Annotated in this window: 17 protein-coding genes; 11 read left to right on the forward strand and 6 right to left on the reverse strand. The window is 71.9% G+C overall.

Annotation, left to right across the window (positions count from 1 at the left end):
• Positions 1-79: 79 nt before the first annotated feature.
• On the reverse strand, positions 80-2047 hold the full coding sequence (locus Q0P88_RS12060; RefSeq protein ID WP_295014458.1) for a M13 family metallopeptidase: 1968 nt from the start codon (positions 2045-2047) through the stop codon (positions 80-82).
• A 68-nt stretch (positions 2048-2115) separates the two neighbouring features.
• On the opposite strand from Q0P88_RS12060, the gene Q0P88_RS12065 reads away from it, so the two are divergent.
• Both Q0P88_RS12065 and Q0P88_RS12070 read left to right on the forward strand, forming a co-directional pair.
• Positions 2116-3435, forward strand: coding sequence for an MATE family efflux transporter (locus Q0P88_RS12065; protein ID WP_295014460.1), 1320 nt, complete (start codon positions 2116-2118; stop codon positions 3433-3435).
• A 115-nt stretch (positions 3436-3550) separates the two neighbouring features.
• Positions 3551-3805, forward strand: a complete 255-nt coding sequence (locus Q0P88_RS12070) for a hypothetical protein (RefSeq protein ID WP_295014462.1) — start codon at positions 3551-3553, stop codon at positions 3803-3805.
• Between the two features lie 29 nt (positions 3806-3834).
• On the opposite strand, the gene Q0P88_RS12075 is transcribed toward Q0P88_RS12070, so the two are convergent.
• Positions 3835-4473, reverse strand: coding sequence for a TrmH family RNA methyltransferase (locus tag Q0P88_RS12075; RefSeq protein ID WP_295014464.1), 639 nt, complete (start codon positions 4471-4473; stop codon positions 3835-3837).
• A 64-nt stretch (positions 4474-4537) separates the two neighbouring features.
• On the opposite strand from Q0P88_RS12075, the gene Q0P88_RS12080 reads away from it, so the two are divergent.
• The 6 genes from Q0P88_RS12080 (at position 4538) to Q0P88_RS12105 (ending at position 8551) form a co-directional block, all read left to right on the forward strand.
• Positions 4538-5791, forward strand: coding sequence for an Nramp family divalent metal transporter (locus Q0P88_RS12080; RefSeq protein ID WP_295014467.1), 1254 nt, complete (start codon positions 4538-4540; stop codon positions 5789-5791).
• Between the two features lie 50 nt (positions 5792-5841).
• Positions 5842-6192 carry a hypothetical protein gene (locus tag Q0P88_RS12085; protein WP_295014469.1) on the forward strand — a complete coding sequence of 117 codons (351 nt, stop codon included), beginning with the start codon at positions 5842-5844 and terminating at the stop codon, positions 6190-6192.
• 17 nt (positions 6193-6209) lie between these two features.
• Positions 6210-6842, forward strand: a complete 633-nt coding sequence (locus Q0P88_RS12090) for a metal-dependent transcriptional regulator (protein WP_295014471.1) — start codon at positions 6210-6212, stop codon at positions 6840-6842.
• 155 nt (positions 6843-6997) lie between these two features.
• Positions 6998-7816, forward strand: a complete 819-nt coding sequence (locus Q0P88_RS12095) for an HAD-IIA family hydrolase (RefSeq protein ID WP_295014473.1) — start codon at positions 6998-7000, stop codon at positions 7814-7816.
• Between the two features lie 7 nt (positions 7817-7823).
• On the forward strand, positions 7824-8396 hold the full coding sequence (locus tag Q0P88_RS12100; protein ID WP_295014475.1) for a YdeI family protein: 573 nt from the start codon (positions 7824-7826) through the stop codon (positions 8394-8396).
• Complete coding sequence (locus Q0P88_RS12105; RefSeq protein WP_295014477.1) at positions 8393-8551, forward strand: hypothetical protein; 159 nt, start codon at positions 8393-8395, stop codon at positions 8549-8551. The genes Q0P88_RS12100 and Q0P88_RS12105 overlap by 4 nt, the downstream gene beginning before the upstream one ends.
• 53 nt (positions 8552-8604) lie before the next feature.
• On the opposite strand, the gene Q0P88_RS12110 is transcribed toward Q0P88_RS12105, so the two are convergent.
• The 3 genes from Q0P88_RS12110 to pyrE are packed head-to-tail and all read right to left on the reverse strand — an operon-like array spanning position 8605 to position 11310.
• Complete coding sequence (locus Q0P88_RS12110) at positions 8605-9807, reverse strand: anhydro-N-acetylmuramic acid kinase (RefSeq protein WP_295014479.1); 1203 nt, start codon at positions 9805-9807, stop codon at positions 8605-8607.
• 4 nt (positions 9808-9811) lie between these two features.
• Complete coding sequence (locus Q0P88_RS12115; protein ID WP_295014481.1) at positions 9812-10738, reverse strand: ROK family protein; 927 nt, start codon at positions 10736-10738, stop codon at positions 9812-9814.
• Complete coding sequence (pyrE, locus tag Q0P88_RS12120; RefSeq protein WP_295014483.1) at positions 10735-11310, reverse strand: orotate phosphoribosyltransferase; 576 nt, start codon at positions 11308-11310, stop codon at positions 10735-10737. Before pyrE ends, Q0P88_RS12115 begins: the two co-directional genes overlap by 4 nt.
• A 44-nt stretch (positions 11311-11354) precedes the next feature.
• Between pyrE and Q0P88_RS12125 the strand changes: the two genes are divergently transcribed.
• The 3 genes from Q0P88_RS12125 to Q0P88_RS12135 all read left to right on the forward strand — a co-directional run bounded on the left by Q0P88_RS12125 (position 11355) and on the right by Q0P88_RS12135 (position 14612).
• A complete protein-coding gene (locus tag Q0P88_RS12125; protein WP_295014485.1) occupies positions 11355-11897 on the forward strand; it encodes a YbhB/YbcL family Raf kinase inhibitor-like protein in 543 nt (180 codons plus the stop codon).
• Between the two features lie 109 nt (positions 11898-12006).
• Positions 12007-12438: a heme-binding protein gene (locus tag Q0P88_RS12130; RefSeq protein ID WP_295014487.1), complete on the forward strand. Its 432-nt coding sequence runs from the start codon at positions 12007-12009 to the stop codon at positions 12436-12438.
• Entirely contained in the window at positions 12435-14612 is a 2178-nt protein-coding gene (locus tag Q0P88_RS12135; RefSeq protein ID WP_295014489.1) for a malate synthase G, read from the forward strand. The genes Q0P88_RS12130 and Q0P88_RS12135 overlap by 4 nt, the downstream gene beginning before the upstream one ends.
• Here Q0P88_RS12135 and Q0P88_RS12140 read toward each other — a convergent pair.
• Positions 14518-15183 (reverse strand): DUF6611 family protein, encoded by a 666-nt coding sequence (locus Q0P88_RS12140; protein ID WP_295014491.1) that lies wholly within the window; start codon positions 15181-15183, stop codon positions 14518-14520. The genes Q0P88_RS12135 and Q0P88_RS12140 overlap by 95 nt on opposite strands.
• Between the last annotated feature and the right edge of the window lie 115 nt (positions 15184-15298).

A 15298-nucleotide genomic window follows, 5' to 3' on the forward strand; every position in this document is an offset into this window, starting at 1 on the left:
GAGACACCACCCCGCCGGGGCTCCGCCCGGGGACGTTGAGCGAGGACGCGCAGCGACCGAGACGAAACGCGCGCCGCGATCACCAGATCGTGACGCGCTCCTCCGGGGCGAGCCACAGGCGATCCGTGTCCGCCACGCCGAACGCCTCGTAGAACGCGTCGATGTTGCGCAGGATCTGGTTGCAGCGGAACTCGTTCGGGGAGTGCGGATCGATCGTGAGCAGGCGGATCGTCTCGGCCTCGCGGCTCTTCTGCTGCCACACCTGCGCCCAGCTCAGCAGCAGCCGCTGCACGCCCGTGTACCCGTCGATCACGGGAGCCTCGGCATCGCCGAGCGCGATCTCGTAGGCCTTCAGCGCGATGCCGAGGCCGCCGAGGTCGCCGATGTTCTCGCCGATCGTGAGCGCGCCGTTGACGTGGTGGTCGGGGCTCAGCCCCTCCGGAACGAGCGCGTCGTACTGCGCGATGAGCGACGAGGTGCGCTCCTCGAACGCGGCGCGGTCCTCGTCGGTCCACCAATCCTGCAGCTTGCCGTCGCCGTCGTAGCGACTGCCCTGGTCGTCGAAGCCGTGCCCGATCTCGTGGCCGATCACGGAACCGATCCCGCCGTAGTTCGCCGCCGCATCGCGTCCCGCGTCGAAGAAGGGATACTGCAGGATCGCCGCCGGGAACACGATCTCGTTCATGAGCGGGTTGTAGTACGCGTTGACCATCTGCGGCGGCATGAACCACTCGTCGCGGTCGATGGGTCGGCCGACCTTGCCGAGCTGGCGGTCGTGCTCGAACTGCGAAGCCCGGGAGGCGTTGCCGACGAGATCCCCCGCGTCGACGACGACGGAGGAGTAGTCGCGCCAGGTCTTCGGATGCCCGATCTTGGGCGTGAACGTGTCGAGTTTGGCGAGCGCCTTCTCGCGCGTGGCGGGGCTCATCCATTCGAGCGTGGAGATGCTCTGCCGGTAGGCCGCGAGGAGGTTGGCGATCAGCTCGTCCATCACCGCCGCGGCCTCGGCGGGGTAGTGGCGCTCGACGTAGACCTTGCCAACTGCATCGCCGAGCGACCCTTCGACGAAGGACACCCCGCGCTTCCAGCGCTCCCGGATCGTGGGCACGCCCGTGAGCTCGGTGCCGTAGAAGGAGAAGTTCTCCTGCACGATGTCCTCGGTGAGGTAGGCCGCCAGACCGTGCACGATCTTGGCACGGAGCCAGGCCTTCCAGTCGTCGAGCCGTTCCTCGACGAGCAGCGCGCCGAGGCCGGAGAGGAAGCTGGGCTGATAGGCGACCACCTCGGCGAACGCCGCCGCACCCGCGGGGCCCGCGACGGCGTCGCGCCAGGGCGCAAGATCGACGCCGGCGAGCTCCTGCAACTCGTCCCACGTCTTGAGGTTGTAGGTCTTCACCGCATCGCGGCTGGCGACGTTGTCCCAGTGCGCGGCCGCGATCTCGTGTTCGAGAGCGAAGGCGCGCTCCGCCTGCTCCGCCGCATCGGCCACCCCCGCGAGCGCCAGGATCCGCTCGAGGTGCGCGCGATACGCCGCCCGCGTGCCCTCGAAGTTCTCCAGCCGGTAATAGCTCTCGTCCGGCAGCGACAGCCCCGCCTGCACCACGAACGGCACATAGCGCTCGGGGTCGCCCGGATCCGGCTCGACGAAGACGCCGAGGAGCGCGGCGATCCCCGCGCGGTCGAGGGATCCGATCGTCGCGAGGAACTCCGGAATGGATCCGATCGCATCGACCGCGGCGAGCGGCTCGGCGAGGGGCGCCGTGCCGAGGGCCGCGATGCGCTCGGTGTCCATGAAGCTCGCGAACAGGTCGCCGATCTTGCGCGCCTCGGTGCCCTCGTCGGCGGTCTGCGCCTCCTCGATGATCGCGCGGACGTCCTTCTCCGCCTGATCGGCGAGCATGTGGAACGACCCCCAGCGGGCCTTGTCCGCGGGGATCTCCGTGTTCTCGAGGAACGTGTGGTTGACGTGGCGGTAGAGATCGTCCTGAGGGCGGATCGCGGGGTCGAAGTCGCCGATGGCGAGGCCGGAGGGGAGAACGTCTGTCATGCGCTCAGCCTAGGCGGAGGCGCCGACGTCGCGTCCGCCGCGTCGTCGGCGCCCCCTAGGCTCGGGGAGTGCCCTCACCCACGCTGAATCGCGAGATCGTGCGGCTGGCCGTTCCCGCGTTCGGCGCCCTCGTCGCGGAGCCGGCGTTCCTCATGGTCGATGCGGCGCTCGTCGGCCATCTCGGCACCACCCCGCTCGCGGGTCTCGGCATCGCGTCTGCGATCCTGCAGACGATCGTGGGGCTGATGGTCTTCCTCGCCTACTCGACGACCCCCGCCGTCGCCCGGCGTTTCGGCGCGGGGGCGCACGGCGATGCCGTATCGGTCGGGATCGACGGGATGTGGCTCGCTCTGGGTCTCGGCGCCGTGCTCGCGGTGATCGGATCGTTCCTCACCCCCGTCGTGATCGGGTGGTTCGGGGCGGACGCCGCCGTGGCCGCGCAGGCCTCGGCGTACCTCGCGCCGTCCATGTGGGGCCTGCCCGCGATGCTCGTCGTCTACGCCGCGACCGGGCTCCTGCGCGGCATGCAGGACACGGTGACACCGCTGTGGATCGCCGGGAGCGGCTTCGCGGCGAACGCCCTGCTGAACGCGCTCTTCATCTACGGGTTCGGCTGGGGCATCGCGGGATCCGCCTTCGGCACGGTCGTCGCGCAGTGGGCGATGGTCGGCGCCTACGTGCTCGTCATCGGACGCCTGGCCCGCCGCCACGACGCCTCGCTGAGCCCGGAGCTGAGCGGCATTCGCGGTTCGGCCCGCGCGGGCGGCTGGCTGTTCCTGCGCACGGTGAGCCTGCGCCTCGCCTTGCTCGTCACGGTCGGCGTCGCGACGGGGATCGGGACCCGCGAGCTCGCCGGGTGGCAAGTGGTGTTCACGGTGTTCTCCGCTGCGGCGTTCGCCCTGGACGCGCTCGCGATCGCCGCCCAAGCCTTGATCGGCAAGAGCCTGGGCGCCGAGGATCCGGCCGGCGCCCGGCACGTGCTCAAGCGCACGGTCGCCTGGGGCGCGTGGTTCGGCGTCGTCGTCGGGATCGCGATCGGCGCCCTCTCCGGAGTGATCGGTCTCGCCTTCACCGGCGACCCGCGCCTGGCCGCGCTCATCCAGCCCGCGCTCGTGGTGCTGGCGATCGCGCAGCCGGTCGCGGGGATCGTGTTCGTGCTCGACGGCGTGCTGATGGGCGCGGGAGACGCCCGATATCTGGCGATCGCCGGCGGGCTGAACCTCGTCCCGTTCCTCCCCGCGCTCGCGATCGTCGCGGCGACCGGCGTCGACGGCGCAGCGGGGCTCGTCTGGCTCGCCGTCGCGTTCTTCGGCGTGTACCTGTGCGCGCGCCTGGTCACACTGGGTCTACGCGTCCGCAGCGGACGCTGGCTCGCGATCGCGGTCTGAGCCCTTCCGCCGTGCACAACCCGTACGGCTTGCGGGTTCTGCACAGATTCCGCCGTCCGCGTCCGTTCCTCGCGCCGCGCTGGCATCCTGGAGGGATCCGAGCGACACTGAGGGGGTGCTGACGATCAACGAGCCGCAGGTGTGGACGGTGATCGGCGTGTTCGCGACCGGGATGTTCGGCATGATCACGATCGTGTCGACCATGTTCGTGCGCGTCGTTCGCGGAGAGATCGGCGGTCTGCGCGGGGACATGGGCGGTCTGCGGGCGGAGATCAAAGGCGACATCGCCGAGCTCCGTACCGAGATCCGCAGCCTCGACCGCGACGTCAACGCGCTCATGAAGCACACGTTCGGCATCGACCGCGACTGACGGGCGCGACGCGGCGCCTCCGCCGGCGCTCAGTCGGCGTACCGGCGGCACCATTCGTACATGATCACCGCGGCGGCGGCCCCCGCGTTGATCGAGCGCGTCGAGCCGTACTGCGAGATCTCCACGTGCGCGGCGGCCGCGGCGAGCGCCTCCGCGGAGAGCCCCGGTCCTTCGGCGCCGAACAGCAGCACGCAGCGCTCCGGCAGATCCGCGTGATCGACCGGCACCGCGCCGTCCGTGTTGTCGACCGCGACGATCGGGATCCGCTCCTCCCGCGCCCACGCGGCAAAGGCGTCGACCGTCTCGTGGTGCACCACATGCTGATAGCGGTCCGTGACCATGGCGCCCCGCCGGTTCCACCGCTTGCGGCCGACGATGTGCACGGTGTCGGCGAGGAACGCATTGGCGCTGCGCACGATCGAGCCGATGTTCATGTCGTGCTGCCAGTTCTCGATCGCGACGTGGAACGGATGACGGCGGGCGTCGAGATCGGCGACGATCGCGTCCATCCGCCAGTACCGATAGCGGTCGATCACGTTGCGGCGGTCACCGTGCGCGAGCAGCTCGACGTCGTAGTGCTCCCCGGTCGGCCACTCCCCCTCCCACGGCCCGACGCCGTGCGCGAGGATCGGCTCGTCGGGTTCGGGGTGGAGGGAGGAATCGGGCATCCCGCCAGCGTATCGGCCCCGGTGGATGATTTAGGTACACCGAAAAATACGCTACGTTTTCGGTATGCCTAAAAATCTCGGACTCGCCGCCGCGGACCACCCCGTGCCGCGCGTCCGGGGAGCGGCGCTACTGGGCCCGGCCCTCGTCGCGGGCGTCGCGTACGTGGATCCGGGCAACGTCGCGAGCAACATGACGGCGGGCGCCCGCTACGGCTACCTGCTGGTCTGGGTCGTGGTCGCCGCCAACGTCATCGCGTGGCTCGTGCAGTACCTCTCCGCGAAGCTCGGCGTCGTCACAGGGCAGAGTCTTCCGGAGGCGATCGGCGCGCGCCTGCGGCGCCCCCTGGCACGCCGTGCGTACTGGCTGCAGGCCGAGGTCGTCGCGATGGCGACCGACATCGCGGAGGTCATCGGCGGCGCGATCGCGTTGCAGCTGCTCTTCCACGTCCCGCTTCTGCTCGGCGGGGCGATCACCGGGGCGGTGTCGATGCTGCTGCTGTCCGTGCAGGGCCGCGGCGGTGCGCGGCCCTTCGAGCTGGTCGTGATCGGTCTGCTCCTGGTCGTCGCGATCGGGTTCCTCGCAGGCCTGCTGCAGGCGCCTCCCGACCCCACGGCCGCGCTCGGCGGCCTCATGCCGCGGTTCACCGATGCGGGCTCCGTGCTGCTCGCGGCCTCGATCCTGGGGGCCACGATCATGCCGCACGCGATCTACGCGCACTCCGCGCTCGCTCGGGATCGCTTCGGAACAGCGCCCCGCGCGGCGCTCGTCGCCCGCCTGCTCCGCATCACCCGGTGGGACGTCACCCTCGCGATGGTCGTCGCCGGCGCCGTGAACCTCGGCATGCTCCTGCTCGCCGCCGCCACGCTCCCGGGCGCCGCGGGCACCGACACACTCGAGGGCGCCCATACCGCCCTCACCGCGCAGCTCGGTCCGGTCATCGGCACCCTCTTCGCCCTCGGTCTGCTCGCATCCGGATTCGCCTCGACCGCCGTCGGCGCCTACGCGGGATCCGAGATCATGCACGGGTTGCTCCGCGTGCGGATCCCCCTGATCACCCGGCGCCTCGTCACGCTCGTCCCCGCCCTCGTGATCCTCGGCGCCGGGGTGGATCCGACCGTGGCCCTCGTGATCAGTCAGGTCGCGCTGTCGTTCGGGATCCCGTTCGCCCTCGTCCCGCTCCTCGTGCTGACCGCGCGCCGGCGGACCCTCGGATCCCATGCGAATCACCCCGGCACCACGATCGTCGGCGTGATCGCCGCCGTGCTGCTCATCGCCCTGAACGCCGTGCTCCTGTGGCTGCTGTTCACCGGAGCGTGAGCGCGACCGACCGCGCCGAGGCACGGACCCGCGCCGCGTAGGCTTTCCGTATGGCACGATCCCGACGTCCGTCCGCCGCGCAACGCGCCGCCGAGAAGGCGGCAGCGCAGGAGTCCGCCCGTCGCGCGGTCCGGATCTGCACCTGGGCGTCGGTCGCCACGGGGGCGCTCGGGATCCTGCTCCTCGCGCTCCCTCGGCTGCTGCCCGTGGGCGGTCCGTGGGTGCAGCTCGTCCTGGGCGCACTGACCCTGATCCTGTCGTTCCGCGCCCGGGCGATCGGCATGCGCGGGGTCGACGGATTCGACGGACGCCTGTCGCTGCTCGGCGCGATCGCCGGCTTCGCGATCATGTTCTTCGCGGGGCAGGCGGCGTTCGCGGCCCTCTCGGCGCTCACACACTGACCGCCTAGGCTGGATCCGTGGCCTCTCCCGCAGCCGATGACTATCTGAAGACGGTCTACTCGCACACCGAGTGGCAGCCGACGCCGATCACCCCGTCCCAGCTCGCGGCCAAGCTCGGCATCGCGCCGTCGAGCGTCACCGAGATGGTGAAGAAGCTCGCCGCATCCGGGCTCGTCTCGCACGTCCCGTACGGCGCCGTCCGCCTCACGGACGAGGGCGAGCGCCGCGCACTGGCCATGGTGCGCCGTCACCGACTGATCGAGACCTGGCTCGTCCAAGAGTTCGGCTACGCCTGGGACGAGGTGCACGACGAGGCCGAGGTGCTGGAGCACACGATCAGCGATCGACTGCTCGAGGGGATCGACGAACGGCTCGGCCGGCCGCGGCGGGACCCGCACGGGGATGCCATCCCCGACGCGTACGGATCGGTCGTCCGCGAACCGTTCGTCCTGCTCGCGGACGCAGCTCCGGCGCACACCGGCCGCGTGCTGCGCGTGGACGATCGGGATCCCGAGCTCCTGCGCGCGCTCGAAGCGGCCGGTCTCGAGATCGGTGGAGAGGTCACGGTCGTCGCGGACGGCCTGCGGATCTCCGGCGCCGACGTGCCGCTTCCCGCGGGCGCCGCGGGCGTGGTCTGGCTCTCCGCCTGACCGCGCGCGGACGGCCAGCTCCCGCCGGTCGATCACCGTTCTCAGGACGGATCGGCGGTCACGGGGACGACATCGCCTCGGCACGGGCGCGGACGCCTTCGGTCCTGAGATCGGTTCGCAACGTGCCGGACACATGCCGGCTCTAGGCTGGGCACATGGTCGACCGGGTAGACATCGAATGCTGGCTCACGGACATGGACGGCGTGCTCGTGCACGAGAACGACGCGCTGCCGGGCGCCGCCGACCTGCTCGCGCAGTGGGAGCGCGCCGGGATCCCTTACCTCGTGCTGACGAACAACTCGATCTTCACGGCGCGCGACCTCTCCGCCCGTCTGCGCTCGAGCGGTCTGCACGTCCCGGAGGAACGGATCTGGACCTCCGCCCTCGCGACCGCCGACTTCCTCCAGCAGCAGCTTCCGGGCGGATCCGCCTTCGTGATCGGCGAGGCGGGCATCCTCACCGCCCTGCACGAGGCGGGGTTCATCATGACGGAGAAGGATCCCGACTTCGTGGTGGTCGGCGAGACGCGCAACTACTCCTTCGAGGCGATCACCAAGGCGATCCGCCTGATCGACCGCGGCGCGCGCTTCATCGTCACCAATCCCGATGCGACGGGCCCGAGCGCCGACGGCCCGCTCCCCGCGACCGGCGCGATCGCCGCGCTCATCACCAAGGCCACGGGCCGTGAGCCCTACGTCGTCGGCAAGCCGAACCCGATGATGTTCCGCTCCGCGCTGAACAAGATCGGCGCGCACTCGAAGAAGACCGGGATGATCGGCGATCGCATGGACACCGACATCGTCGCGGGGATCGAGGCCGGCCTGCACACGGTTCTCGTGCTCACCGGGATCAGCGATCTCCGCGAGATCGAGAAGTACCCCTTCCGCCCGGACGAGATCGTCGACGGGGTGATCGATCTGCTGCCGATCGCGCAGGCGCGCCCCGACGCCGATCCCTCCGACGTCGGAGACTGACCCGGCGATGGGCGCCCTCGACGACGGCGAGAGGGTGATCGCGGCGGACGCGGCCACCTGGCGGGCGTGGCTCGCCGCTCACCACGACACGTCGGCCGGGGCCTGGCTGGTACGCCCCCGCCCGGGCAACGACGAGGTGCACGTCGGCTACGAGGACGCGATCCTGCAGGCGCTGTGCTTCGGCTGGATCGACGGCCCGGTGCGCAGTTTCGACGCACGGCTCGGCGGCCTGTGGTTCGCCCCGCGCCGGCCGTCCAGCGGCTGGGCCGCCACGAACAAGGCCCGCGTCGCGCTGCTCGCGGAGCGGCAGCTGCTGGAGGAGGCGGGACTGCGGGCGATCGAGATCGCGAAGGCGAACGGCGCGTGGCAGGTGCTCGACGGACCGGAGGCGGGGATCGAGCCGGACGATCTGACGGTCGCGCTCGATGCGGATCCGGCGGCGCGGGCCGGCTGGGACGCGTTCCCTCCGTCGGCGAAGAAGCTCGGCCTCACGCAGATCGCGATGGCGAAGCGGCCGCAGACCCGCGCGGCGCGGATCGAGGCCATCGTCGCGGGCGCCGCGGTCGGGAGGCGGCCGTGAGCTCGAACCCCGTCCTCTGGGTCGCCCTCGTCGTGACCCTCGGAACCCTGACCGCATGGATCGTGTCGTTCGTGCGCGGCCGACGCGGGCGCAGCGACGGCCGTGGCCCGTGGTGGGAAGGCCCGTGGGACGAGGACGACCCGCGAGAGCGCTGATCGCGCTCGGCGCACCGGAGCCAGGCGCCCGAGGCGGTGCACCCCGCGGTGGCTCACCCCAGGCTGACCGCGCCCGCGTCGAGCGTCAGCGCGCCGATCGCCGGCACCGGCTCCGGAAGGCCCAGCGGACCGGATCCCGGGGTGATCGCGCCGAGGATCCGCGGAGCAACGGCCCCCGTCGCCCCCGGGAGCACGGCCGGCACGCCATGCAGCGTGCACCAGCCGATGAGCGAGAAGAGGATGGCCTCCTTCGCGTCCGACGGGGCTCCGAGTTCGTCGGCGAGGAAGACCTCGGCGTCCGGGAGCGCGGCGCGCAGCCCGGCCAGGACGACCGGGTTGTGCGCACCGCCGCCCGACACCGCGAGCGACGAGACGCCCCTCCCGGCGAGGTCGCGGGCGACCGTCCGCACGGTCAGCTCGGTGAGCGTGGCCACGAGGTCGGCGTCGGAGACCTCGTGGCCCAGACGGCTCAGCCGGTCGGCCACGTAAGCACCGTGGAAGTGCTCCTTCCCCGTGCTCTTCGGGGCGGGAAGGGCGTAGTACGCGTCGTCCAGGAAGGCAGCGAGCAGCTCCTGATCCACCCGTCCGGCGGCGGCGATCCTGCCCTCGGCGTCGTAACCGCGCGGATCGAGCGCGCGATCCTGGACCACCGCGTCGATGAGCGCGTTCGCGGGGCCGATGTCGTAGCCGAGCGTCGGCGCGGATCCGACCACGGTGACGTTCGCGATCCCGCCGAGGTTGAGCGCGGCGGCGGATCCGTCCGCGGCGGCCCGATCGCGCAGCAGCAGCTCGTCGAGGAAGGAGACGAGCGGCGCGCCCTGACCGCCGGCCGCGATGTCGCGGATCCGCACGTCCGAGACCACCGGCACCCCGGTGCGCTCGGCGATCCAGGCCGGCTGCCCGAGCTGCAGCGTGCCGCGCGCACGGCCGCCCTCGATCCAGTGGAAGACGGTCTGTCCGTGCGAGCAGACCGCGTCGATCCCGCCCGCGGCCGCCGCGGCCGTGCCCGCGACATCCGCGAACGCCTGGCCGATGAGGGTGTCGAGCTCGCACACCTCGGCGAGCGTCGCCGCGGCGGGCGGCAGCGCCGCGACGAGCCGCGCACGCAGCTCCGGCGCGTAGGACGTCTCGGAGACGTGCACCAGGGTTCCGCGCAGAATCGGGCCGCCGGGTCCCTCCCCGTCGAGGCGGAAGTCGACGACGGCGGCGTCGATCCCGTCGTGAGAGGTGCCGGACTGCAGGCCGAGGACGCGCATCGGCTCAGCGCAGGACGAGCGCGGCCGCGCCGATGAGCGGTCCCTCGTCGCCGAGTCCGGAGCGCACGACCCTGGTGCGGCGCGAGTAGCCGTGGGCCGCGGTCGCGGTGAGCGCCTCCCGGACGAGGTCGACGTAGTCGGCGGCCACGCGGGAGAACCCGCCGCCGATCGCGACCACCTCGAGGTCCACGAGGGTGGACGCATCCGCGAGGGCGGCGCCGACGGCTCCGGCAGAGCGCTCGATCGCGGCGCGGGCGATCCGGTCGCCGCCCGCCGCGTCACGGGCGAGGTCTTCGCCGCGCTCTCCCGACCACCCCTGCGACACGGCCCAGGCCACGCTCGCCGGGCCAGAGGCGACCTGCTCGACGGTCAGCTCCGGCGTCGCGTGCACCTGGCCGAGGTGACCGGCGTTGCCCGAGGCGCCCGGCAGGTACGTCCCGTCCACGACGAAGCCGCCCCCGACGCCGGTCGAGACGACGATCGAGAGGGAGGCCGCCGCGCCGGCGGTCGCGCCCAGCCAGGCCTCGGCGAGCGCGAGGCACCCGCCGTCGTGCGCGAAGACCGTCGGCACCGGGAGCCCGAGCACCGTCGAGGCGGCATCGCGGACCGCGCCGCGCAGGTCGAAGCCCCGGGCGTCGGGCATGTTCACCGGGTCGATCGTGCCGGCCTCCCGATCGATCGGCCCCGCGCTTCCCACCCCGGCCCCGACGAACTCGGCGTCGGCGGGCAGCCCGGCGAGGGCGTGCGCGACGACGGCCTCGATCGCCGCACGCATCGACGCGAAGGTGGCCGCGGATCCGGTGGGCCGACGGCTGCGCGTCCCCTCCACGACCGTCCCGTCGGCTCGCACCAGGGCCGCTTCGAGCTTCGTGCCTCCCACGTCGACCGCGAGCGCGACCGCGCTCTTCCCGGCCCCGAGCGCGCCGCTCACTGGGGGGACAGCCCGAGGTCGTCGAGATCGATCGCGGCGAGCCACTGCAGGCCCTCGGCCTCGACCGCCGCCTGGGCGCCGGTCTTGCGGTCGACGATCGAGACGACGGCGACCGGCTCTGCGCCCGCGGCGCGGAGCACTTCGACGGCCTTGAGCGGGGATCCGCCCGTGGTGGACGTGTCTTCGACCACGACGACCCGCTTGCCGGTGACGTCGGCGCCCTCGATCTGCCGTCCGCGGCCGTGATCCTTGGGCTCCTTGCGCACGACGAACGCGTCGAGGGGCGTGCCCGCCCGCACGGATTCGTGCATCACGGCGTTCGCGATCGGGTCGGCGCCGAGCGTCAGACCTCCCACGGCCTCGATGCCGTCGAGACCGCGGACGAGGTCGAGCACGATGCGGCCGATCGCGGGGGCGGCCCGGTGGTCGAGCGTGAGCTTGCGCATGTCCACGTAGTACGTGGCCTTCTTGCCGCTGGACAGCGTGAAGTCTCCGTGGAACACCGCCTCGTCCGTGATGAGGGTGATGAGGGCCTGGCGGTCGGCTTCGAGTTCGGGGGTGCTGAGCGTCACGGCAACAAGTCTAGAGTGGCGTCAACCGACCCCGAGGAGGACTCATGCTCGACCTCGATCCGTACGCGGCCCTGGCCCGGCTGAAGCCGGTGCCCCCGCTGGAACTCTCCAGCCCCGACTTCGAGGCCGACGGCCCGCTCCCGGTCTGGGCGTGGTCCGCCGACCGTGGCGGCGCCGACCGTTCTCCCGGCCTCGTGTGGGGCGATCCGCCCGCCGGGACCAGGAGTTTCGCACTGAGCGTGCTGGATCCCGATGCGCCGACCGGATCGGGGTTCTGGCACTGGGCCGTCGCGAACATCCCCGCGGACGTCCGCTCGCTCCCCGCGGACGCGGGCGACGGTGGCCCGACGTCCCTGCCCGCGGCGGCGGTCACGCTGCCGAACGAGGCGCGACTGCCCCGGTACATCGGTGCGGCACCGCCCGCGGGCACGGGCGTGCACCGGTACATGATCACCGTGGACGCACTGGACATCGAGGAGATCGAGCTCACGGGCGAGGAGACGCCGGCCTACCTCGGCTTCAATCGCCACTTCCACGTGCTCGCGCGCGGGATCCTCATCGGCACGGCGGATCCGTCCGAGCGCTGACACTCCGCCATCGTCCCATCGCTTTCAAGATGTGGAACTTAAGCTTCGTATTGTGATAATCTCGACGTCAAGATAACTCCCTTCCGGAGCCGACGCCGAGGAGACGCCGATGTCCACTCACCGCCACATCGCGGCGATCACGTACGAGACGGCCGCCCGTGCCGTGTCGCTGGCGATGGAGATCGGACGCGAACGCGGCATGGCGCCCGTCGTCGCGGTCGCCGATCCGTCCATGACGCTCATCGCGTTCGGCCTGGACGACGGCGCGACCCCGCACAGCGCCGAGACCGCGCGCCGCAAGGCCGCGACGGCCGCCTCGATCCGGCGGGCGACGTCGCAGATCCCCGATCCGCTGAGCATCGTGCTCCCGCTAGGCACCGGAGGCGCGCTGACCGCGATCGCCGGAGGCATGCCCATCGTGTTCGACGACCAGCACGTCGGCGGGCTCGGCGTGGCAGGCGGCTCCCCCGCGCAGGACGCGGAGATCGCCTGGGAGACCCTGACGCGCCTCGGCGCCCGCACAGAAGGAATGCACGCATGACCTCGTACCTCACCCGCGCCGACCTTCGGGTCGCCACCCCGATCGTCGAGTTCGCCGAGGCTTCGCTGACGGGAGCAGGCCGAGACGTCGACGCCTTCTGGGCCGGAGTGAGCGCCCTCGTGCACGACCTGGTGCCGCGCAACGAGGAGCTGCTGCGTCGGCGCGACGAGTTGCAGCAGCAGATCGACGACTACCACCGTGCGCACCCCGGTCGCCCCGACCCGGACTCCTACCGCGCCTTCCTCACGGAGATCGGCTATCTCGTGCCCGTCCCGGAGGGCGTCTCGGTGACGACCACGGACGTCGACCCCGAGATCGCCACGATGGCGGGCCCCCAGCTCGTCGTCCCGCTGCTGAACGCACGCTTCGCGCTCAATGCCGCGAACGCCCGCTGGGGCTCTCTGTACGACGCGCTCTACGGCACCGACGCGATCGACCGGAGCGACGACCTGGCCCCCGGTCGGGAGTTCAACCTCGCCCGCGCCGCCGCCGTCGTGTCCTTCGGACGGGACCTCCTCGACGAGATCGCCCCACTGACACAGGGCTCGCACAGGGACGCGACCGCCTACCGCGTCGATGACGGAGGCCTCGTGGTCGACACCGCCGCCGGTGAGGTGCGCCTCGCCGATGCGGACCGTTTCGTCGGCCGCACCGGCGATGCCGACGCCCCCTCCTCCGTGCTGCTCGTGCACCACGGGCTGCATGCCGAGATCCTCGTCGACCGCGAGGGCCGGATCGGCCGCACCGACGCGGCCGGCGTGCAGGACATCCTGCTCGAGTCCGCCGTCACCGCGATCCTCGACCTCGAGGACTCGGTGGCCGCCGTCGACGGCGAGGACAAGGCGCTCGGGTATCGCAACTGGCGCGGCTTCATGGACGGCACGCTCACCGAGTCCGTCACCAAGGACGGATCCACCTTCACCCGCGCGCTCGCCGCGGACCGCACCTACCGGACGGCCGACGGATCCGAGGTGACCCTCCCGGGCCGCGCGGTCCTGTTCGTGCGCAACGTCGGCCACCTCATGCGCACCGACGCCCTGCTCGATCGCGACGGCGCCCCCGTCTTCGAGGGGATCCTCGACGCCGTCATGACGGCGCTCGGCGCGCTGCCCGAGCTGGAAGGGCCGAACGCCGGCCGCAACTCGCGGACCGGGTCCATGTACATCGTCAAGCCGAAGATGCACGGACCGGAGGAGGTCGCGTTCGCGGCCGAGCTGTTCGCCCGCGTCGAGGAACTGCTCGGGCTTCCCGCGCGCACGCTCAAGTTCGGGATCATGGACGAGGAGCGCCGGACCTCCGCGAACCTCGCCGCGTCGATCGCGGCAGGACGCGACCGCGTCGTCTTCATCAACACCGGCTTCCTGGACCGCACCGGCGACGAGATCCACACCTCGCTGCACGCCGGCCCGTTCCTGCCCAAGGCGGCGATCAAGGCGCAGCCGTTCATGCAGGCGTACGAGGATCGCAACGTGGCGATCGGCCTGGCCTCCGGTCTGGACGGCCGCGCGCAGATCGGCAAGGGCATGTGGGCCGAGCCCGACCTCATGCACGACATGCTCGAGAAGAAGATCGCGCACCCGCTCTCCGGGGCATCCACCGCCTGGGTGCCGTCGCCGACCGCGGCCACCCTGCACGCCCTGCACTACCACCGGGTCGATCCGTTCGCGATCCGGGAGAGCCTGCCGCCGGTCGACGACAGCGCGCTGGACCGTCTGCTCGTGCCGCCGCTCGCGGAGCCCGAAGCCCTCACTCCCGAGGTCGTCGCGGCGGAGCTCGACAACAACGTGCAGTCCCTGCTCGGCTACGTGGTGCGCTGGATCGACCAGGGTATCGGCGTCTCGAAGGTGCCGGACATCCACGGCGTGGGGCTCATGGAGGATCGCGCGACCCTGCGCATCTCGAGCCAGCTGCTCGCGAACTGGCTGCAGCACGGCGTCATCACCGAGGAGCAGATCGACGACAGCCTGCGCCGTCTCGCCGCCGTCGTGGACGAGCAGAACGCCGGCGATCCGAACTACGAGCCGCTGGTCGTCGCCGAGGGCGCTCGCCCGGGCATCGCCTTCCAGGCGGCGAGACGGCTCATCGTCGAGGGCGCCGCGCAGCCCAGCGGATACACCGAGCCGCTGCTGCACGGCATGCGCCGGGAGAAGAAGGCGGAGCAGGCCGCGCGCTGACCGCTCCGAGCGCGTGCGCGTGCACGGCCCGCCAGGTGCGGGCGAACTCGTCCCCGTCGACCTCACCCGCCCGAAAGGACGCGCTCGCCACGACCATGGCGTCCGCGAGGGCGTCCAGCCGACGCTGGGCGGCCCGCTGCTCGTCGTCCTCGTGGAACGCGGAGCAGCACGCCGCGACGACGGCCGACGCGCGGCGGACGGGCCGTGCCCGTCGCGACAGCGCTGCACCCACGGACAGGACGACGACGAGGATCGCCACGATCGCCGCGAGCGGCGGAGCACCCGCGGCGGAGAGTCCGATCCAGCCGAACAGCGCGACGGCGCCCGCGACGGGGGCGTAGGCGCGCGACAGATCGGCACGACGGCGGTCGCGCTCCGAGGCGTCGGGCGGATACACGACGAGCGTGGTCGACACGGCGCCGTAACGGCTGACGGCACGGGACACGTACCCCCAGCGCGGTGGTGCGGGCCGGATCGCGGCGTGGGAGGGGGCCGGCGCGAGGCGCGGCCGGTGATCGATGACCATGGCTCCACCCTGCGCGGCGGTGCGCGCGGACGTCCGCTTCTTCACGGGACCCATACGGGAGAGGCACGGATCCCTGCGCTTCCCGAACGCGGACCGACTCTCCCCCGCCTCCGCGCGCGAACCCTGCGGTTCGTGTCGGCGCCCGCCCCTAGGCTGGATC

This window comes from uncultured Microbacterium sp., from assembly GCF_945952435.1.
GTDB lineage: Bacteria > Actinomycetota > Actinomycetes > Actinomycetales > Microbacteriaceae > Microbacterium.